The following is a 21,507-nucleotide window of genomic DNA, read 5'->3' as shown; positions in this document are numbered from 1 at the left end:
ATAGGCACTTATATGGAATCCCACACATAAAAGGATGTAACTATGCCTCTCGTACAAATTATTCTATTTATTGCTTTTGCCGTGTTAACTACCATTGGCTACAAAAAGAATAACCGTAACTTAATGCTTTTAGGCGCCATTGCAATATCGTTCGCGTTTGTGGGGCTTGATTTTTTAATAGGCGTAGATAAAGGGTTATCAGGTAGGTAAGTTAAAACTCAATACCTAATTTATGCATTAAAAAAGGTTCGATAAATAAAAATATAAACTGCTCGTTTTTTACTCCTAATACGTTATGGTAGTAAATAACAATACATAACTAATAATAATGGAAGGAGCAGCCATGAATACCCCGCAATCAGATCATATCCCCCAAGAAGCCTTTGATTGGTACGACGAATACGCCCACGGTTTAATGGACCGACGAACATTTATGAAAAAACTTGGCGGTTTAGCCGCTCTTGGTTTTTCAATGAGCGTACTAACCAGTGCCCTGCTACCTAACTACGCCTTTGCAGAGCAAGTATCGTTTAATGATGACGATATTAAAGCCACCTACGAAGAATTTGACTCACCAAACGGGCATGGTAAAGGCAAAGGTTACTTAGCAGTGCCTAGCAAAATTGAAGGTAAATTACCGGTTGTATTAGTGATTCACGAAAACCGGGGGTTAAACCCTTATATTAAAGATGTAGCTAGGCGCTTAGCCAAAAAAGGCTTTATTGCCTTTGCCCCCGATGCACTCTTCCCGCTGGGAGGCTACCCAGGTAATGACGACGAGGGCCGTGCAATGCAAAAAGCCATGGACAGAGCTAAAATTCAAAACGACTTTGTAGCTGGGGCTCACTTTTTAAAAAATCATTCAAATAGTAATGGCAAGCTAGGGGCTGTAGGTTTTTGTTTTGGCGGTTATATTGTTAATTACTTAGCGGCGGTTGAGAGTGACTTACTCAGCGCTGGCGTGCCCTTTTATGGCACTCCTGCCAGTGAGTCACTTCACAAAAATATAAAAGCGCCTTTAATGATTCAATTAGCTGAGCTTGATAAACGTGTTAACGCGACATGGCCTGATTATGAAAAGAGCTTAAAAGCTAACAATGTTGAGTACATTATGCATATGTACGCAGGCGCTAATCATGGTTTTCATAACGACTCTACTGGGCGTTATGATGGGCAAAAAGCAGAACTTGCTTGGCAGCGTACCTTAGCGTTTTTTAATGAAAAGCTAAGTTAATAATAAGATAATGCCGCCAGCTTAAAATGAGTGGCATTTTTTAAGTTAATTGAGCTGTGTAATGTGTAAAAGCTCACCAGTGGGTCCCCATAAATAAATCTCTTTCCCCCACGGCTCTTGTTTTATCCCTTCAAAGCGAATATCAAAGTGAGTTAATTTACTTATGGTGTTAAAGGCTTCGTGTATGTTTAACACGCATACTTGCAGCATTAAATTTTCAGCAAGTTCTTTGTTGTAGTAGCGTTTAATACCAATCGACTTAAATATTTAATCATTCTAGCGTGCTAAATAGAGCGCTAACAGCGTTATAAATTTCTCATGTAGAACAACTACATGTCGATATTTATGCCTTGTTATCACGCTATTTATCTGTCGCTATAAATGCCTAATAACTTAACACGATTGGTATAAAAACAAGCTACATTCACCTGATGTTGCAATACTTAAATCAGCTGATGCCTGCTCAACATTAAAGCCCAGCGACTGATAAAAGTCGCACAATAGCTGATAGTTTTTACATGGCACAAATACCCTAATATCATCTACTTGCAGAATTGTTTACCAGTTAATTTAATACGCTTTCGTCAATAATCCCTTTTGCGATAAGGGCTTTTAAAATGAGGGTGCTTTTTTCTCTAAAGGCATCACGAAGTAAGCGCACTGCAGGGGTGATTGACTGCCTGCTTGGGCATACTAACCATAGCTCTGTTGGTGTGGGTTTATACTCTTGCATAACACTTACAACATTACCGGCAAGTAAATCATTAGACATATCTAAGCACGATTTAACCGCAAGCCCCTTGCCCGACACACACCAACGCCTTACTAAATCGCCATCGTTAGCCGCATGGCCACCGTGCAATTTTACTTTAAACTCTTCGCTGCCATTACTAAATACCCATACATCTTTAATTATATCTTGCAGTTGATAAAACAGCCCTTTATGTTCAGTTAAATCATGTGGATGAACAGGCGTGCCGTGTGTATCAAGGTAGCTTTGTGCTGCGCATAAAATACGCGGTACGTCGCAAATTTTAAAACCGTACATGCTGGCATCGTTAGGTTTACCATAACGCAGTGCAATGTCGACCGAGTCACGATAAAAGTCGATATTACTGTCGCTAATATTGGCGCGCAAGCTGAGCTGGGTGTGAGTGTGCATAAACTCGTCAAGCCATGGGATCACAATGTTGCGCCCTAAATCAGAAGAAAGTGCAATACGCAACTCGCCATCAATTATATCGTCATCGCTTTTAAGTGTATTTTTGGCTTGTTCGAGCATCGCTATTGCTTGTTGGCATTGCGGAATGTAACGCTCGCCGGCTGCAGAAAGCCTTAAATGACGAGTAGTGCGTATAAATAATTCAAAACCTAAAGCCTGCTCTACCCTTTTTACAGCAGCACTTGCTGTGGCGGTGCGCATATCTAAATTTGATGCTGCAGCAGTAATACTTTTAAACTCTGCCACTTTTAAAATTACCTGTAAGTCTTCTAAAAGCATTGCGTATTAATCCATTATCAACTTAATAATTTAATTATTATTTTTGGCAAAATTAAGCGCCTTAGGCTTGCTTACAGTGTATTGAGCAACCAAAAAGCGATTTATTGTCTTTTTATATGTGACAATGCTTAGCTATTGCGCGGTTTATCAATATAAAGGCAAATATTACACTGTACCCATCAGTTAGTCACTAGCCACTATTTATTAAATTAGGACAATCTTTAGTAACACTATATTAGCTTGCTTGCTCTCAACGGGGCTTAAAACCACTTCTATTATTAAACGCTTTTAACTATATGTGTACCTGTAAACCCAAGCTTACTAGGCATTAGCAGTATATTTTTAAAGCAAATTTATTTAGAGTAAGCGCTCCTCACCAATTAACTAATATTATTTGATAAAGATTCAATTATTACCCTGTTTATTAAGCATAAACTTTTACCTATTATTCACCTCAACGAAAGCGATGGCTTTTAGGCTATTTAAATCGCTTTACTCTATTTTTAGCATAACGGGTATCACAGTATGAAACGATTAAAAACCACCTTAGCAATAGCAACACTTTCACTAGTAGCAAGTACTTTTTCAAGCGTAAATGCAGCAGAGGTCGGCCCTCTTGAAACAGTCACTACGTTTAATAAATATCGTGGTGCAGGCATCACTATAACACCTGCAGGACGAATGATTGTAAGCATGCATCCGCTTGACGCACCAAAAACCCGCGTAGTTGAAATTATGGCAAATGGTGCTGAGCAACCTTTCCCTACCGCCGATTGGGCAGACGGCCCCGAGCTTGGCGAAGTTGGCCTTGCAGCCGTCATTGGCGTGCATAGCGACAGCAAAGGTGTGGTGTGGATTTTAGACATGGGCAGCGAGCAAGTAGCCCCAAAACTTATAGCCTGGGACAGCGTTGCCAATACCTTAGTTAATACAATTGAATTAAATAAAGACGCCGTACTTGCTAACTCATTTTTACAAGACTTTGTAATTGATGAGCGTAACGACAAAATTTACATTGCCGATATGTCTTTTGGTAACTTTATGGGCGCCACTAAACCTGCGTTTATTGTGGTTGACTTAAAAACTGGTGAATCAACGCGCGTACTAGAAGGCAATGCTAAGCTAATGCCAGAGGAGCGCGATATTGTCATCGAAGCCTCTCCTGTTGCGTCTAAATCAGCAAAAGGTGAAACAACAAACCTACGTTTTGGTTTAAACCCAATTACCATTGATGATAAAAATGAGTGGGTCTACTTTGGAGCATTTACAGGCACAAGTGTTTACCGTATTCCAGCAAAAACGCTTGCTGATAGCACGTATTCAGATGCTAAAAAAGCAAAAAGCATTGAAGTGTTTGGACCTAAAAACCCAAGCGATGGCATGACCTACGCGCCAGGTGGCGGTATTTTAGTAACCGATCTTGAAAACAATGCCATTGGCTTAACGACTAAAGGCCACTACGAAATAATTGTTCAAGACAAACGATTATCATGGCCTGATAGCCTAGCAGTGAGCAATGGTTGGATTTATGTAACACAAGATCAGCTCCACCAGCACCCTGCTTTTAGCCAAGGCTTTGGTAATGCAAAACCGCCATACGTATTAACGCGTTTTCGCTTTAATCAGTAAAAAAGTGCCTAAGAGCCAGTTTTTGTACTGGCTCGTTAAAGGTTTTACCAACGAAATATTTCAACATATTTGCTCTAGTTCAACTTAAATAAGGCAGACCCTATGCGTAAACCAATTTTAAAATTAGGCGTAACCGATTTATCGTTTCACCATGTTACGGCCTCTTTAGTGAGCCACGTTTTAACTGATATGGGCTTCAACGTTGATCGTGTTTATGCGCCGCATCAAGATAACTTTAAAAACCTTAAATCGGGTGTAGTCGATTTACTTGCCTCAGCGTGGCTGCCTTCAAGCCACGGTATTTATAAAGCAGATGTTGAACAAGTTATGCCACTTGTTGAGCTTGGTTTACATTATGCGCCTTATGCACACTGGGGCGTACCAGATTACGTACCGCAAAGTGCAGTGAGCGAAATTAGTGATTTGCTTAAACCAGCTGTGCTTTCGAAAATGCAAAAAACAATTCAGGGCATCAATGCCGGTGCTGGTATTACCCGTTTTTCTATTAATATGATGAAAGAATATGGGCTGGCGAGCGCAGGGTATGAATTTTTAACCGGCACAGAAAATGACTGTTTTAGCGCGTTTGAAAGCGCAGTTGCCACCCAAAGCTGGTGTGTAGTGCCATTATGGAAGCCACAATTTTTGCATTACAAGCACACAATACGTGAGCTTAAAGAACCAAAAGGCTTACTAGGCAGTGTTGATAGAGCTGTTTTACTTCTACGAGAAGATAAACAAGCGCTATTTAACCAAGCACAGTTAAACACCCTTGATAAATTACGCTTTTCAAATGACATAATTGCCGAGCTTGATTATAAAGTATGTAAAGATTTACAACCCCTCGATGAGGTAACGTGTAATTGGCTTAATAACAATCCAATTAAATAGTAATTTATGCTTTGTTTTTTTTAAAAAGGCGCAATATAAATAATATTCAGCTTAGTTAGCCACTTAACGGAGATAACCATGACCCATCCAATTATTAATGATTTAGAAAAACGCTATACAACTAAACGCTACACAACCCAGCGTATTGCACAAGATGACTTAGATGTAATTTACGAAGCTATGCGCCTTTCTCCATCGTCAATTAACTCACAGCCTTGGAAATTTATTGTTATTGAATCGGATGAAGCCAAAGAGCGTATGCACTCTACGTTTGCTAATAAGTTTCAATTTAATCAGCCACATATTAAAACCGCATCGCACGTTATTTTATTTGCTTACAACCCTAAATATAAACGTGAAGACTACGCACAAGTAATTGATGCAGATATTAAAAATGGCCGTACTCAAAGTGAAAACCGCGAGCAAGCATTTGGCGCGTTTGCTTTTGTTGATATGAATACAGATGAGCAAGGTAACAATGCGATGTGGACCAAAGCGCAAACTTACATTGCCCTGGGTAACACAATGCACGCTGCAGCCCGTTTAGGTATTGATTCAACGCCAATGGAAGGTGTAGATGCACAGCTTATTGGTGAAGTGTTTAAAGAAGAGCTCGATGGCTATATTTGTGATGTAGCGTTAGTACTTGGCTACCATGATGACACTGAAGATTATAACGCTAAGTTACCTAAATCTCGCTTAGCAAAAGAGCAAGTTATTCAGGTTTTATAAAAACCTATTGAAAAAGCTTAGTGCCAATTAGCACTAAGCTTTTATATACACGTTATTTTTTAGCAATAGCCTGCACTACCGCTGCTAAACCCGTGTGATATATGCCCTCCAACACTTCTCGCTTTAATTCTTCTAAATGTAAAAAGCTAAGCTCTGTTAGATCACCTTCTAAATCACTTTTTGAGGTTTTAGTATCGACACTTGGGCCGCCTCCGGTATTATAATTTACTTGCTCAGGCGTATAGGCCTCAAGTAAAAACACCCCACCTGGCTTTAAACCTTTAACAGCGCGCTTATATACCGCTGAACGCACGGCACCTGGTAAAGGGCAATAAATAGACACTACTGCATCCCATTTTTCTTTTCCAAAATCAAACTTCGCTAAATCGGCGTGTACTAGCTCAATATTTACATTGTGCTCTTTGGCAAGTTTTGCCGCTTTTTCAAGCCCTACTTTTGAGCCATCAACCGCGGTCACGCTGTAGCCCATTTTTGCTAAAAATACGGCATTTCGCCCTTCGCCTTCGGCCAAACTTATAATCTTGCCTTTAGGTAATTGATGATATTGCTGAGCTAAAAAATCGTTTGGCTGTTTGCCATAAGCATATTGCTGAGTGTTATAGCGTTCATCCCACATAATTACTCCTAAGCTAAGTTTGTTTACACAAGCATGTATAGATTGCGCTTTAGTTGCTTAATAATTTCACTAATAACCTGGAGAGTAAATACAAAGAAGATTAAATAAAAAAAGCCAGTGACGGGATCACTGGCCTAAAGAAGACAATACGAAGGGAGTCGCACTGGCTGTAAAAACGGTTATTTACTTAACTAATGGCACACCTGACTCAAGTGCCTGATTATGCATCCATTGGTTTAATTGCTCTGGCCATATAATGGTTGGCTCGCAATATAAGCCGCGTAATATAGAGTAATAAATTGCGCTATCAAGCAAACTTAATGACGTTTTACCATTATTAATATTGAGCTGTTTTTCGGTGCCAATTAAAAACTCATTTACTTGTAATACTATGTTGGCCGTATCTTCAATTAATTGAACAAAGTTAAGCTCTGTCGGTTGCTTGTTATCTTCCCACGCTATACGGCTAGACTCTGTTTTAAACTCTTGTAAATCCAATAATGGCCAGCGCGGCAAACCAATTTGCAATAAAGGCGCAAACGAGCCACCTTGCCACTCAATAGCGCCCTTTGTTGGTTTCTTTGTCTCATTAGAGCCAGCAAGTTCAATAAACAAGCTAATGATATCGTTGCTTTCACTCATAATAGTGCCGTCGTCTTTTTCAAGAATAGGCACCATTTTTTTACCAATTAGTTTTATTGGCGTTTCAATGTCGTCGTAATCAAGGACAACATCTTCAAGCTTAATACCTAATTTACCTGCTACATATTTAACACGCGCACAAAAAGGACAATGTGAGTAAGTGTATAATTTCATGATTAATTAAGGCCTAAAGCGGGTTAAGTACCTATGCCCGTAAGATACCCAAATAGTCAGCGCAGAAAAACCGCATTTAGGTTGAAACTTTATATTGTAAAAATTGATAATCACGCGCTTAAAAGCAAATATCATAAAAAACACGCCATAAAGGCGTGTTTAAAAATGTACTCAATTTACACACTATAATTAGCGCCCTATTACACCCTCAGCCAAGGGTTTAAATCTAAATATATAATAAGGTGCTTTATTTTGAGCATTGCCGTTATTAAGCTGTGCCGATAGCGGCAATTGTGCAGCGCCGGTGTACATGTAACCTTCTGGTCCAATGCTTACCCCATCTGGCCAAATCATGTTTTTATCGTACGTGTAATCACGGTAGGTACGTGTTTTGGCATCAATAACGCCCACAGTACGCTCACCCACTATGGTTAAATATAAATTATCATCAGCATCAATACTTAAACCACCGTTAACGGGTTTTTGTGCATATTGCTCTACCCGCTCACCTATTTGCTCATCAGTTAATTGCTCGTTAGCAATATCAGCCATTTTAATACGGTAAACATACTTTTTATTAAGCGGAGCAAAGTAAAGCCATTGCTGCGCGTTATCAAGTACAATGCCATCTGCTCCAATAAAGGCATTTAGCTGCTTTTCTTCACTTGTACCTTCATCAATCATTATTGGCATTGTGTAATCGGGTAACGCACTTTCGTGGCCTTGCAGCACACGTCGGCTTTTACCTGTTTGTGTATTTACAACAATAAGAGCCGCTTGCTTGCCAATTCCGCCATCAGCAATCCCTTCGTCTGCAATCACTAATGTATTGTATTTGCTTGATATAGCTAAATCATTAAGTTGAGATTGAGCAACCGATATAGGGCGAGGTAAATAAATAATTTTATTAAGCTTATTGTTTAGCGCATCCCATGCTATCAGCTTTGGCGTAATACGCGGCTGCGCCTGACCTGAGTCGAGTATCCAAACGTTACCTCTATCATCAGCCCTTACCCCCAATACCCAATTTAAATAGTTAGCGGGATTTTTTAAGCTGCCATCACTTTTATAAGGGGTTTGCATTTGCGCATTAGGAAATGGCACTACCTCACCACTTTTTAAAAGCTCCCCCACTTTTACTTTTGGGTTGTAAAAGGGGTGATAACTAAAAATAAAGCGCTTGTTTTGTGTGTACGTAATACCGCCCACAGCACCGTCGGTTTGTGCGTAAACTTCAGCGGGTACCGTGTCATTTGCAAAAGCCGAGGCACTTAATAGTAAGGCTATAGCGCTTAGCCCTAATTTAGATTTATTTAAAAACATAATTTGCCCTACTTTTGCTTAATGTAATTAGCTGTGCCGTCTATCCAGTCTTGTCTAGCTGGGGCAAAAAAGTCGATGTCTACGGTATCTTGGGTAAAGTGAAATTCGTGCGGTACATTGGCCGGTATCACCATCATGTCACCCGCTTTCATAAGATACTGTTTACCGCCAGAAAACACTTTAGCCTCGCCCGACATAATCCACGTTACTTGTTCATTAGGGTGTTTATGAAGCGGCACTTTGCCGCCTTTTTTAGCCATCCATTTTACAAACGTAGATTGCGTACCATGAAAATATTGGCGTGTTAAATATGGGCCCATTTGCTCTTTGGGTTGGCTGTCGAGATTAAGTAAAAAAGGGGCGTTGGTAATGTGTTGATTATAGCTATCCATTATGCCCATTTGGGGTGCAGGCGTTATTTGCTGTTCAAGTTTACTTTGCGCTGCCCATACGCCACTGCTTGTTAAAGCAGATGCTAATAAAAGCGTGTTAATTTTCATAGTTTCACCTAAATAATAAACTGTGTGCGGCTGCACTGACTATTTAGGCAAAGTTTACAGGCTGAGAATTTTTGAAAAAGCCGCTTAGCAGAGAAACATTTTCAAATAAAAACGAGTAATTTATTATTTATTGAAAAACAAAAACCCAGCAATAAAGCTGGGTTTTACTTAGGTCATGCTTAATAAACCTTAACTGACCTTGAGTTCTTGCATTTGTATGTACTGAACTAGGTCTTCAATCGATACCACGGTCATGCTGTGTTTATTAGCATACTCGCTTATCTGTGGTAAGCGTGCCATGGTGCCATCTGGATTTGTGAGTTCACAAATAACCCCAAACGGTTTTAAACCAGCCAGCTGCATTAAATCTACAGACGCCTCGGTGTGACCACGGCGAACTAAAACTCCACCTGTTTGTGCTTTTAAGCCAAATACATGCCCTGGGCGCGATAAATCACTCGGTTTTGCGTTATCGGCTGTGGCGGCTTTAATTGTTGTGACTCTGTCGGCTGCCGATACGCCGGTTGTAACACCGTGTTTAGCTTCAATGGTTACTGTGTAAGCTGTGTTATTTTGGCTGGTGTTGTTAGTGACCATTTGCGGTAGATCGAGCTGCTTAATGCGCTCATCACCCATACACAGGCACACAATACCGCTGCCTTCGCGGATCATTTCGGCCATTTGTTGGGTCGTTAAATGCTCGGCAGAAAAAACAAAATCACCTTCGTTTTCGCGGTCCTCATCATCAACAACAAGTACCCCTTGCCCTTGCTGCAAAGCAGCAATGGCGTTTTCTACGCGGGTGTGGCTTTCGCCAAATTGGCTAAGTAAAGACTGAATCATTATTATATTCCACATAAAAATAAATAGATTCAGGACACTGAAAGACATGGCAAAACACACAAACTAAATTGCACACTTTTACCACTAAACAGCTTATACCAGTCCGCATAATTAAGTGATCTATTTTAAGGCGGGAAAACGTGTTAATAGCGACACGTTTAGCCTCTCAAAATGGCTAAATATTATTGCAGATTGGTATTAAACACGCAGCCACAGGCCAGGTGTTTGCATACGCAACAAGCTATATTCTCTTTCATCCGGACTATAACCGTCGGCTCTGGCCTCTCACCAGATCTGCTTGACCTTTATTTAATACATTAAAAGCGATTATTAAATAAAGCGCTCGCGGGCTAATTTTATTCATAAAGTCATGAGTAAAACATACCGCCGGTGGGGAATTTCACCCCGCCCTGAGAATGTACCGTGAACTTATCTGTTCACGGCCTGTGCATTATACGCGTGTATGACCATGTTATTCAAAAATAAACGTTAAATAAGCTCAGTGTTCAGTGAGGCATTAAGCACTTTTCCTTGATTTATATCGGCCGTGAGTGAGCATTTTGCGCCATTAACTAAGTTTAAATTTGGCTGCACATGGCCAATATCAGCATCTATTATTACCGGAAACAAGCACCCACCCAATGCCACATCTAGCGCATGGCGGTAATCAAAGGCATCGTGATGACTTTGTGTGATTTCACTGCGCCCTAAAATAAGGCCGTTAATATCATCAAATACACCGGCAAGTTTGAGCGAAAGTAAAAAACGGGCCACCGTAGTTGGGGTAAGCTCTGAGTTTTCTAGGTATAGAATAAGGCCTTCATTTGCACTGTGCTTTTTAAATTCGTGGAGTGCCAAAAATGGTGAATCTAATAACAGCCCTACGGTATCAAGGCAGCCACCAAATAAGCGCCCAGACATCTCTATTGTGCGCTCATCGGTGTAATTTAAGCACTGCCACTGGGTAGGCTCACTTGGCGCAAGTAATTCATCGGGGTTTTGCGCGTAATTAGGTTTATTCTTTAGATAAGAAACAGAGGGTCCTTGCTCAAATTTACTTCCCAACTCGTAAGTAATGGTTTCAAAAATTTGTAAACTATAGGGATTTGTTTCATCGGGGTGAAGCTGCATTAAGTTGGCACTGTGAAGTGTTGCCCACTGGCATTTTGCCGTAAGTGCACAGGCTATTGTACTCACATCAGAAAACCCCACCAGCCATTTAGGCTTAGCCTCTTTAATGGCGTTAAAATCAAGTAGTGGTAAAATTTCCATTGCAAGCTCTCCACCCATTGGTGGCATAATGGCGGCAACGTCATCGTCTAGCAAAAAGCCCATCAATTGCTTGGCATGGGCTTTTGCATCTAATTCATCGCGGGGTTTATTTTGGCGTAAAAACTCCCCTTCTACTATTTCGTATCCTCGGTGTTTTAAACCGTCTATCACTCTATCTAATCGTGCATGGTATTTTTCTTTTAAGCCCGACGAAAGCGAGCAAATAGCAATTTTAGAGCCTACTTTTAAAGGCGCTGGATAATGTATATTAGCCATGAGTGTTCCTTTTGATAAAGTAATTCCAGTGCGTGAAAAGTTTCCCCTTCTACACGTATTGTGGATGTGTACCTATATCAACACGTTTACTCTTTATACAATATGAATGCAAGAGGTAAATTTGGTGTAGTCTACGGGTTGTTTAAATGATTTTAATTACTTAAATATGGGTTTTTCTAAAATTATTAGGCGTGACACCGAAACGCTTTTTAAATGCGGTAGTGAATGAAGAAACATGGCTGTAACCCAGTAAGAAAGAGACTTCACCTATCGATTTGCCATCTAAAACAAGCCAGCTCTTCGCTTTATCTAAGCGTTTATTTCTTAAGTATTCTATCGCCGTGACTTGATACTTGTCTTTAACTCGGCGCTGCAACGTGCTGACACTAACCCCCAAATAATCTGCAATTTGGCTTAAACAACCATGCGATAAAGCTAAATCCTCAAATGCTTTGTCTATTTTACATTTATAGGGCACTGTTAATAATTGTCTCTGTGAGTGGGTCATTGGTGTAGACTTAGCTTGGCGAGCTTCATTGAGTAGTAAAATTAAACTTTTATATATTAGTTGGATTGATAACTGCTCTGCCTTGAGTTGATCTTCAAACATAAGGCTAGACTTTAATGTAAACAATTGATTTGCAATGTCTGTTAATTCATCCGCGCAGTCAAACGTAAAAACACTACTTGGGTGAGCAAAAATTCTGTCTATTTTTATTCTATCGTCGCCGGTTTTACATCGTGAATAAAGCCATTGTTTGTTAATTGATACATTAATTTTTTTTACTTTTTGATTTTTATTTAAATGGCGGGTAAACATCTCTTTGCCTGAAATTGTATTAATAAACAATAACGGCCTGTGTGGGTCTGCCCTAAGCTGGTAAGTACTTTTACCTAAACTAAAGCACAACGTTCCCCTGTATAAAATATTAATACTTATACCGGCATCAATGGCAACCGTACTGCTGGCCGCTTGTTTTTCTTCACCATCACAACAGTGCATAGTGATACCCTGCGCTACACTTTCAAATGTTAAATCACCTACAAATAATGGCTTGTGATCCGCATTATGTTGTAAAACATGATTATCGTAGCCTTGCAAAACAAGTGCCGAATGAAGGTTATCTTTGTTTAAGTTTGATGCTAATTTCATAGCTCTTTCACTTTCACGTTATTAATGGCGATTAATCAAAATTAATTGGCGATTTTACTTAATTATTTTCCGCATAAAATACTACCACACATGTAAAATAGTGCGAACAATTCTTATTTGCAATAATTCTACTATTTAAAAATAATTAAGGATAAGCATGGCCCCTTTTAGTTTTTCTAAACGCATTATTTCTGGCGCTGTTGCCTCTGCACTCAGTGCAACAGTTATATCTGCAAACGCAAATGAAGCGCAAAACAATACTGCTGATAATGAAATAGAACGTGTTTCTGTATGGAGTACAACCGTAAATACTTCATCACTTTACCTTAATGAAGGTGATATAAGTAATAAACAAGCGGATCATATTTCTGACCTATTACGCACCATTCCAGGAGTCGATGTAGGTGGAGCCCACTCTTTAAACCAACGAATCACTATTCGTAGTATGGATGATAAAGACTTAAAAATAAGTATTGATGGCGCAGCACAAAATACCTATATGTATCATCATATGGGTAACCTACAAATCCATGCCGACATTTTAAAATCAGTAGATATCGAAATTGGTACCAACTCGGTTATCAATGGCGGCTTAGGGGGCGCAGTCAAGTTTGAAACTAAACAAGCTCAAGAACTGCTAAATGCAAATGAAAAAATTGGTGGGCGTGTTCATGTCAGTGCGGGTGATAACTCTGGCACCAATTACTCATTAACAGGTTATGGCTTGCTTGCCGATAACGTTGACTTTTTAGCCTACTATAACTACGTAGATCGTAAAAATTATGATGTAGGTGGCAATAAAATCAAAGATGCCAGTGGCGTTGAAATTGACGGCACCGATGGTGAAGTAAAAGGTTTAGAAGGAACAACTACCGACGCACTAATTAAGCTAGGCTGGGATATAAATAATAATCAACGTATTGCCTTTAGCTACGAAAGCTATAAAGATGAAGGTGATTACAGCTACCGACCTGATATGGGCTTAGCCACCGATTTAGCTATCACTAACTCTTTGTCGATCCCACTGTTGTGGCCTACAGAGTTTACACGCGACACATTAACACTAAACTACACACTTCATTGGTCAGAAGACTCAATGCTTAAAGCCTCAGTATTTTCCAATACCAGTGAATTATGGCGTGATGAGTTAGGCTGGGCCGAAAACGAAAGCTTTGCCAGCTCTGCCGGTATCATCACCGGTGAAGCCAAAAACACAGGGGTTAATATTTTAGCCAACACGTTAATTTCTAACAACATTGAGCATGATATTACTTACGGCCTAGATTTACTAAAGCATGAAACACACTACCATGCTGATTACACAACGGTTGATGATGCCATTTCTGCAGAAGAAGCAACAACAACGGCACTTTTTATTCAAGATAAAATAGCAATTAGCCCGCGTTTTGCGATCATTCCTGGTGTGCGTTACGAACATTACGATATTGACTCAAGCTTAGTGGATAATACATTTAATGAAACATCGTTTGCTTTAGCTGCCGAGTACTCACCCACTGAGCAATTGATTTTTAAATTAAGCTCTACACAAATTTTTAAGGCACCAGAAATCGCTGAAGTATTTATTGGTGCGGGCTTATACGATACAGCTAACCCTGATATTAAAGCCGAAACAGGCACCAACACAGAGTTTTCATTCGCGTATCAAACGCATATTACAGATAATGACCAGTTTTCTTTAGGGGCAACATTCTTTAAAACGTCAATAAACGATTATATTTATGACTATGCCAGCCGCTCATTTAAAGACAATATTGGTGATATGGAAATTGATGGCTTTGAGGCATATCTAGGCTACAAATTAAACGGCTTTAATAGCCAAATAACTTACTCATCAGCCGAAAGCGAGCTTGACGCGTTTGAGCAATACGATACCCTAGATGGTGCAAGGCTAGACCGCCAACAAGGTGACACCTTAACAGTCAGTGCCGATTATGTATTCAAAGCAGTCGATTTAACCCTACACTGGGAGTTAATGAATGTAGATGATGTTGACGCTGGCGCAGACCTTGATGGCGCAACACTTAATAACGAGAAAGACGGCTTTACGGTACACAATATCTCACTCAATTGGCAACCACAAAGCCAGCCACACATAAATATTGTATTTGGCGTAGATAACCTATTTGATGAATACTACGCTTCACAATCATCACGAACAGGGACCTCATTTCATCCTCGCTTTGGCGAGCTCTACCTACTCGATTATGAACCAGGCAGAAATATCAAAGCGACCTTTGCTTATCAGTTTTAATACCCTTCGTATTAAGCACAGCCATATAAACCAGTTAACAACTTAACTGGTTTATATGATTTACCCGCCCTTGGTTAGGCATTCTGCTAGCCAATTGAGTTATAGAGATATTTGAATTTAGTCTCTTTGATCAAACAGGTTAGCAGCTTAAACCACGTCTAACTTTAAAGGTTTTATAGCGAACTTTTTAGCACAAATAGCGGCACATTTAGCCCCAAAAAAGATTGGGTATTATTACGGGTTGGTATAAAAGCAAATTGCTTATAGTAAAATTCACGCATAAAAAAACCACACCCTATTGCTAAGGTGTGGCTTTTTTATAGCGCTAAGTACTAAATATACTCAACTTCGATAATTTCGTACTCAACATCGCCTTTGGGCGTTTTGATGGTTACTGCGTCATCTACTTGCTTACCGATTAACCCGCGCGCAATAGGTGAATTAACAGAAATTAAATTATTTTTAATATCTGCTTCGTCATCACCCACAATACGGTATTTTACTTCAGCATCTGTCTCTACATTTACAATAGTGACGGTCGTACCAAAAATAACTTTACCTGTATTAGGCATTTTAGTTACGTCAATAATCTGCACATTTGAAAGCTTAGCTTCGATTTCTTGAATACGGCCTTCACAAAAACCCTGTTGTTCACGCGCAGCGTGGTATTCAGCGTTTTCTTTTAAGTCACCGTGTTCACGTGCATCGGCTATATCAGCAACGATTTTTGGACGGGTAACTGTTTTTAATTCGTTAAGCTCTTCACGCAGTAACTCTGCGCCGCGAACTGTCATCGGAATTGATTGCATACTTTTCTCACTTAACACCAAGGCCTAACGGCCTTGGTACATTTCCTTAGTTCAATCGCTGGTGTAGCTCTTGAACTGACGTCACTTTACTACGGTCGTCCGCTTGGTTAGCAGTACAGTTAGCAAATGCCGCGTTCAAGGTTGTCGTGTAGTTGGTTTTGTTTTGCAATGCACCACGACGCAACACCTTCGAATCTTCGATCGCTTGGCGACCTTCGGTGGTATTTACGATATAGCTGTACTCTTTATTCTTGATGTTATCAAGAATATGCGGGCGGCCTTCATATACTTTGTTTACACGGCGTACTTCAATCCCTGCCTCTTTTAAAGCTTCTGCTGTGCCACCTGTTGCATCAATTTCAAAACCAAGCTCTATCATGGTCTTAGCAAGTTCTACAACACGTGACTTATCGCTGTTACGTACAGATAGTAACGCGCGACCACCGCGTGGTAAAGTGTTGCTTGCACCTAATTGTGCTTTTGCGAACGCTTCGGCGAAAGTATCACCAACACCCATCACTTCACCTGTAGAGCGCATCTCTGGACCACGGATTGGATCCACACCTTGGAATTTAGCAAACGGTAAAACCACTTCCTTAACACTGTAGTAAGGTGGAATAACTTCTTGAGTAATGCCTTGGCTAGCTAAAGACTGGCCTGCCATACAACGTGCCGCTACTTTTGCAAGGGCAATCCCCGTCGCTTTAGATACAAATGGCACAGTACGCGCTGCACGTGGATTTACTTCAATTAAATACACTTTGCCATCTTTTACTGCAAACTGTGTATTCATTAAGCCTACTACACCAAGCTCAAGTGCCATGTCGGTTACTTGCTTACGCATAACATCTTGCACTTCTTGCGATAAAGAGTGTGCCGGTAATGAACATGCTGAGTCACCCGAGTGAACACCCGCTTGCTCAATGTGTTCCATGATACCGCCAATAATCACCTGCTCGCCATCACAAATTGCATCAACGTCAACTTCGATTGCGTTATCTAAGAAGTGATCTAGTAATACAGGTGCTTCATTTGATGCTTGCACAGCTTCAGTCATATAGCGACGTAAGTCTTGCTCATCGTATACTATTTCCATTGCACGACCACCTAATACATACGAAGGACGTACAACCAGTGGGAAACCAATTTCGACTGATTTCAGTAGCGCTTCTTCAGTTGACGTTACTGTTGCGTTTTCTGGTTGCAGTAAATCAAGACGCTCTACTAACTGTTGGAAACGCTCACGGTCTTCTGCGCGGTCAATCGCATCTGGTGACGTGCCAATAACTGGCACACCGTTAGCTTCAAGCTGACGTGCTAATTTAAGTGGTGTTTGGCCACCATACTGCACGATTACGCCTTTTGGTTTTTCAACACGTACAATTTCAAGTACATCTTCAAGGGTTATTGGCTCAAAGAATAAACGGTCAGAAGTATCGTAATCAGTAGAAACCGTTTCTGGGTTACAGTTAACCATGATGGTTTCATAGCCGTCTTCACGCATTGCAAGCGCAGCGTGTACACAACAGTAGTCAAACTCAATACCTTGGCCGATTCGGTTAGGACCGCCACCAATAACCATAATTTTATCTTTGTCTGACGGGTTTGCTTCACATTCTTCATCGTACGATGAATACATGTAAGCAGTGTCTGAGCTAAATTCAGCTGCACACGTATCTACACGTTTATAGACAGGCACGATGTTTAGCTGATGACGCTTTTTACGGATTTCGGCTTCCGATACACCGGCAATATCAGCAATTCTTGGGTCGGCGAAACCTTTACGCTTAAGTTTGCGCAAAAACTCTGCGTTTAAACCTGCCATGCCCACTTCAGCAATTTTTGCTTCATCTTTTAAGATGTCTTCTATTTGCACTAAGTACCAAGGGTCAACTTTGGTTAGTTCAAATACTTCTTCTACGCTCATACCGTGGCGCATAGCATCGGCAATGTACCAAATACGCTCAGCACCTGGCTCACGTAGTTCACGAATGATTTTTTCGCGCGCTTTAGGGTCATCAAGTGCCACAATTGGGTTAAAGCCCGTTGCGCCAACTTCAAGGCCGCGTAATGCTTTATGTAACGACTCTTGCTGGTTACGACCAATCGCCATAACTTCGCCCACTGATTTCATTTGCGTTGTTAAGCGGTCGTTCGCACCGGCAAATTTTTCAAAGTTAAAGCGAGGTATTTTTGTGACTACATAATCGATTGAAGGCTCAAATGACGCGGGTGTTTTGCCACCAGTAATGTCGTTTTGAAGCTCATCTAACGTGTAGCCAATCGCCAATTTAGCGGCAATTTTAGCAATAGGGAAACCCGTTGCTTTTGATGCAAGAGCTGATGAGCGAGAAACACGCGGGTTCATTTCAATGATAACCATACGGCCGTCAACTGGGTTGACACCAAATTGAACGTTTGAACCACCAGTTTCAACACCAATTTCACGCAGTACCGCCATAGAAGCATTACGCATTAATTGGTATTCTTTGTCGGTTAGCGTTTGTGCTGGTGCAACGGTAATTGAATCACCGGTGTGAACGCCCATTGGGTCAAAGTTTTCGATAGAACATACAATGATACAGTTGTCTTTTTTGTCACGAACAACTTCCATCTCATATTCTTTCCAGCCAATCAGTGACTCATCAATCAATAATTCGCTAGTTGGTGATAAATCTAGGCCACGTTCACAAATTTCGTTAAATTCTTCCATGTTGTAAGCCACACCGCCACCGGTGCCGCCCATAGTGAAAGAAGGACGAATGATACACGGAAAACCAATGCGCGATAATGTGTCGTGTGCTTCATCCATTGAGTGGGCAATTTCAGCGCGTGGACACTCAAGGCCAATGTTTTTCATGGCAACGTCAAAGCGTTCACGGTTTTCTGCTTTATCGATTGCATCAGCCGTTGCGCCAATGAGCTCTACGCCGTGCTTAGCCAGTACACCGTGCTTGTCTAAATCAAGCGCACAGTTTAATGCTGTTTGGCCACCCATGGTAGGCAATACCGCATCTGGCTTTTCTTTTTCGATAATTTTTTCTACCACTTCCCAGTGAATTGGCTCAATGTAGGTAGCATCGGCCATTTCAGGGTCAGTCATGATAGTTGCTGGGTTTGAGTTAACTAAGATAACTCTAAAGCCTTCTTCTCTAAGTGCTTTACACGCTTGAGCACCAGAGTAATCAAATTCACAGGCTTGACCAATTACAATTGGACCTGCGCCTAAGATAAGAATGCTTTTTAGATCAGTACGTTTTGGCATTATTACTCCAGTTAAATTAGTTAGTACGCGCTTGCATCAAATCGATGAAGTGGTCAAATAATGGGGCTGCATCGTGCGGGCCTGGGCTTGCTTCAGGGTGACCTTGGAAGCTAAATGCTGGCTTGTCGGTACGATGAATACCTTGAAGCGTTCCATCAAATAACGATTTATGGGTAGCACGTAAGTTACTCGGTAGTGTGTCTTCATCGGCCGCAAAACCATGGTTTTGAGCGGTGATCATAACTACATCGCGGTCTAAGTCTTTTACTGGATGGTTACCACCATGGTGGCCAAATTTCATTTTTACTGTTTTAGCACCTGAGGCAAGTGCGAGTAATTGATGCCCTAAACAAATACCAAAAATAGGTATATCGGTTTCTAAAAAAGCTTTAATTGCATCAATAGCATAGGTACATGGTTCTGGATCACCAGGGCCATTAGATAAGAAGATACCGTCTGGGTTTAAAGCAAGAACATCGGCGGCTGGAGTTTGTGCTGGTACAACGGTTAATTTACAACCGCGGTCAACTAGCATACGTAAAATATTACGTTTAACACCGAAGTCGTAGGCCACTACATGAAACTTTTCATCATCACTGCTAAGGGTTTTAAATCCTTGGCCTAATGTCCAGCTTGATTCGCGCCACTCAAAATTTTCCTTGGTTGAGACAACTTTTGCTAAATCCATACCTTTTAAGCCAGGGAAGGCTAGCGCGGCTTGTAACGCTTTGTTTTCGTCTAACTCGTCACCGGCAATAATACAGCCGTTTTGTGCACCTTTGTCGCGCAAAATACGGGTAAGCTTTCTGGTGTCGATATCCGCAATACCTAAAATATTACGTTGTTTTAAGTAATCATCTAACGATTGCTCGTTACGAAAGTTACTTGCTAGCAGTGGCAAATCACGGATCACTAGGCCTTTAGCCCAAATTTGATTTGCTTCTTCGTCTTCGCTGTTGGTACCCGTATTGCCGATATGTGGGTACGTTAACGTTACGATTTGTTCCGCGTATGATGGATCAGTCAAAATTTCTTGATAACCAGTCATAGACGTATTGAATACTACTTCACCGACTGACATGCCGTCAGCGCCGATTGCAGTACCGCGAAACACTGTGCCGTCTTCTAGGACTAACAGAGCGGATTTAGTCAAGTTAAACCTCCTAACAGTAAAAAACGGGAGTAAGCAAATGCTTAACACCCCGCCAATACCCAGAGGGATCGTCAAAACCAGATTTTTGTGAGCTTAAATTGTTTTACGCAGTCTTAAATGATGCCGATATAAAACGCTAAACCTTCAATCATTTCTCTTGCCTAAAACTCTTTTTATTCCCACTGAAACCCCTGGTTTTACTAGCCACTAGGGTATAATTGGAAACACGCATTTAGTAATTTTTGGCAAATTGGGTGCATACTACACGAAGATGCTATTTAGGTCTATGCTTATTTAGATAAACACTATAAATAAGTCACTTTAGGTAAAAATAGACCCAAACAGCTAAAAAAGTAACTAAACTACTTAAGATCTAGCACATCTTGCATATCATAAAGTCCTGCTGGTTTATTTTGTAACCACTGTGCAGCCCTTATAGCACCTAATGCAAAGGTCATTCTTGAACTTGCTTTGTGGGTTAATTCAAGCCTTTCTCCCATAGTTGAAAAATAGGCGGTGTGTTCACCTACTATGTCACCCCCTCTTAGCACAGAATAGCCAATTTCATTTTGCGATTTTGCGGTTTCTACTTGGCTGCGGTCATAGACTGCGACTTCATCGTGATCCCACCCCTTAGCTTGTGCAATAGATTCACCAATGGCTAATGCAGTGCCCGACGGCGCATCTATTTTATGGCGATGGTGCGCTTCAAAAATTTCTATATCTAGGTCGTCACCAAATTTAGTAGCCGCTGTTTGTACTAGGTTAAGTAGCACATTAACGCCAACACTGTAGTTACGCGCAAATACAATAGGTATATGTTTAGCAGCATTTTCTAATAATGCCATGTCGTCGGATGTTAAGCCTGTGGTACCAATCACCATAGGAAGCTTTTTATCTACTGCTGTTTTTAAATGATTGCGCATACCTGCTGGTAAGGTGAAGTCAATAAGCACATCAACATTAGCAACCTTGTCCTCATCGCTAAAGCTAATGGTTTTATCAGCTGCACTGTTTACTTGATTTACATTAATACCCAATAACGATGAGCTGCTGCGAACATACGCACCACCAAGTTGTGTTTGCTCTTTAATTGTCGCGGCTTCTAATAAGGCTAAGCCCATTCTGCCGTTAGCACCAAAAACACCTATTCGATTCATTGTTATTGCCTTAATCTAATTAAATTGGATCTGTTGTTGCA

The 21,507-nt window shown here is 40.8% G+C and carries 19 protein-coding genes and 1 riboswitch; of the genes, 6 read left to right on the top strand and 13 right to left on the bottom strand.

Annotated elements, in window-relative coordinates; genetic code table 11:
* Positions 1-42 precede the first annotated feature (42 nt).
* Entirely contained in the window at positions 43-210 is a 168-nt protein-coding gene (locus AABI99_RS08065) for a hypothetical protein (RefSeq protein ID WP_338365132.1), read from the top strand.
* 133 nt (positions 211-343) lie between these two features.
* Positions 344-1,234: a dienelactone hydrolase family protein gene (locus tag AABI99_RS08060; protein WP_338365131.1), complete on the top strand. Its 891-nt coding sequence runs from the start codon at positions 344-346 to the stop codon at positions 1,232-1,234.
* A gap of 45 nt (positions 1,235-1,279) precedes the next feature.
* Here AABI99_RS08060 and AABI99_RS08055 read toward each other — a convergent pair whose 3' ends face one another.
* Together AABI99_RS08055 and AABI99_RS08050 are read right to left on the bottom strand one after the other, a co-directional pair.
* Positions 1,280-1,444, bottom strand: coding sequence for a hypothetical protein (locus AABI99_RS08055; RefSeq protein WP_338365130.1), 165 nt, complete (start codon positions 1,442-1,444; stop codon positions 1,280-1,282).
* 355 nt (positions 1,445-1,799) lie between these two features.
* Positions 1,800-2,735: a LysR family transcriptional regulator gene (locus tag AABI99_RS08050; protein WP_338365129.1), complete on the bottom strand. Its 936-nt coding sequence runs from the start codon at positions 2,733-2,735 to the stop codon at positions 1,800-1,802.
* A gap of 525 nt (positions 2,736-3,260) precedes the next feature.
* On the opposite strand from AABI99_RS08050, the gene AABI99_RS08045 reads away from it, so the two are divergent.
* The 3 genes from AABI99_RS08045 to AABI99_RS08035 all read left to right on the top strand — a co-directional run bounded on the left by AABI99_RS08045 (position 3,261) and on the right by AABI99_RS08035 (position 5,987).
* Complete coding sequence (locus AABI99_RS08045; protein WP_338365128.1) at positions 3,261-4,364, top strand: L-dopachrome tautomerase-related protein; 1,104 nt, start codon at positions 3,261-3,263, stop codon at positions 4,362-4,364.
* Between the two features lie 102 nt (positions 4,365-4,466).
* Positions 4,467-5,255 carry a glycine betaine ABC transporter substrate-binding protein gene (locus AABI99_RS08040; protein ID WP_338365127.1) on the top strand — a complete coding sequence of 263 codons (789 nt, stop codon included), beginning with the start codon at positions 4,467-4,469 and terminating at the stop codon, positions 5,253-5,255.
* Positions 5,256-5,333: 78 nt separating this feature from the next.
* Positions 5,334-5,987 (top strand): nitroreductase family protein, encoded by a 654-nt coding sequence (locus AABI99_RS08035; protein ID WP_338365126.1) that lies wholly within the window; start codon positions 5,334-5,336, stop codon positions 5,985-5,987.
* A 52-nt stretch (positions 5,988-6,039) separates the two neighbouring features.
* Here the strand turns inward: AABI99_RS08035 and AABI99_RS08030 are convergent, their stop codons facing one another.
* The 7 genes from AABI99_RS08030 to AABI99_RS08000 form a co-directional block, all read right to left on the bottom strand.
* Positions 6,040-6,624: a class I SAM-dependent methyltransferase gene (locus tag AABI99_RS08030; RefSeq protein WP_338365125.1), complete on the bottom strand. Its 585-nt coding sequence runs from the start codon at positions 6,622-6,624 to the stop codon at positions 6,040-6,042.
* 183 nt (positions 6,625-6,807) lie between these two features.
* Positions 6,808-7,440 carry a glutaredoxin 2 gene (grxB, locus tag AABI99_RS08025; protein ID WP_338365124.1) on the bottom strand — a complete coding sequence of 211 codons (633 nt, stop codon included), beginning with the start codon at positions 7,438-7,440 and terminating at the stop codon, positions 6,808-6,810.
* A gap of 189 nt (positions 7,441-7,629) precedes the next feature.
* Entirely contained in the window at positions 7,630-8,763 is a 1,134-nt protein-coding gene (locus AABI99_RS08020; RefSeq protein WP_338365123.1) for an L-dopachrome tautomerase-related protein, read from the bottom strand.
* 8 nt (positions 8,764-8,771) lie between these two features.
* Entirely contained in the window at positions 8,772-9,263 is a 492-nt protein-coding gene (locus AABI99_RS08015) for a cupin domain-containing protein (RefSeq protein ID WP_338365122.1), read from the bottom strand.
* Positions 9,264-9,452: 189 nt separating this feature from the next.
* Positions 9,453-10,106, bottom strand: a complete 654-nt coding sequence (gene ribB, locus AABI99_RS08010; RefSeq protein WP_138612293.1) for a 3,4-dihydroxy-2-butanone-4-phosphate synthase — start codon at positions 10,104-10,106, stop codon at positions 9,453-9,455.
* A 241-nt stretch (positions 10,107-10,347) separates the two neighbouring features.
* A riboswitch (FMN riboswitch) is annotated at positions 10,348-10,528 on the bottom strand.
* Between the two features lie 67 nt (positions 10,529-10,595).
* Positions 10,596-11,654, bottom strand: a complete 1,059-nt coding sequence (locus AABI99_RS08005) for a S66 peptidase family protein (RefSeq protein WP_338365121.1) — start codon at positions 11,652-11,654, stop codon at positions 10,596-10,598.
* A gap of 160 nt (positions 11,655-11,814) precedes the next feature.
* Complete coding sequence (locus AABI99_RS08000; protein WP_338365120.1) at positions 11,815-12,807, bottom strand: helix-turn-helix transcriptional regulator; 993 nt, start codon at positions 12,805-12,807, stop codon at positions 11,815-11,817.
* 157 nt (positions 12,808-12,964) lie between these two features.
* On the opposite strand from AABI99_RS08000, the gene AABI99_RS07995 reads away from it, so the two are divergent.
* Positions 12,965-15,079 (top strand): TonB-dependent receptor, encoded by a 2,115-nt coding sequence (locus AABI99_RS07995; RefSeq protein ID WP_338365119.1) that lies wholly within the window; start codon positions 12,965-12,967, stop codon positions 15,077-15,079.
* Between the two features lie 332 nt (positions 15,080-15,411).
* Here AABI99_RS07995 and greA read toward each other — a convergent pair whose 3' ends face one another.
* The 4 genes from greA to dapB form a co-directional block, all read right to left on the bottom strand.
* Positions 15,412-15,888 (bottom strand): transcription elongation factor GreA, encoded by a 477-nt coding sequence (greA, locus tag AABI99_RS07990; RefSeq protein WP_338365118.1) that lies wholly within the window; start codon positions 15,886-15,888, stop codon positions 15,412-15,414.
* Positions 15,889-15,934: 46 nt separating this feature from the next.
* A complete protein-coding gene (gene carB, locus AABI99_RS07985) occupies positions 15,935-19,153 on the bottom strand; it encodes a carbamoyl-phosphate synthase large subunit (RefSeq protein WP_338365117.1) in 3,219 nt (1,072 codons plus the stop codon).
* A 16-nt stretch (positions 19,154-19,169) separates the two neighbouring features.
* Positions 19,170-20,306 carry a glutamine-hydrolyzing carbamoyl-phosphate synthase small subunit gene (carA, locus tag AABI99_RS07980; RefSeq protein WP_338365116.1) on the bottom strand — a complete coding sequence of 379 codons (1,137 nt, stop codon included), beginning with the start codon at positions 20,304-20,306 and terminating at the stop codon, positions 19,170-19,172.
* A 362-nt stretch (positions 20,307-20,668) separates the two neighbouring features.
* On the bottom strand, positions 20,669-21,466 hold the full coding sequence (gene dapB, locus AABI99_RS07975; protein ID WP_338365115.1) for a 4-hydroxy-tetrahydrodipicolinate reductase: 798 nt from the start codon (positions 21,464-21,466) through the stop codon (positions 20,669-20,671).
* Positions 21,467-21,507 lie beyond the last annotated feature (41 nt).

The sequence above is a fragment of the uncultured Pseudoalteromonas sp. genome, assembly GCF_963922945.1.
Taxonomy (GTDB): domain Bacteria; phylum Pseudomonadota; class Gammaproteobacteria; order Enterobacterales; family Alteromonadaceae; genus Pseudoalteromonas.
The sequence above is the reverse complement of the archived record's forward strand: the minus strand, read 5'-3'. Positions and strand labels throughout refer to the sequence as shown.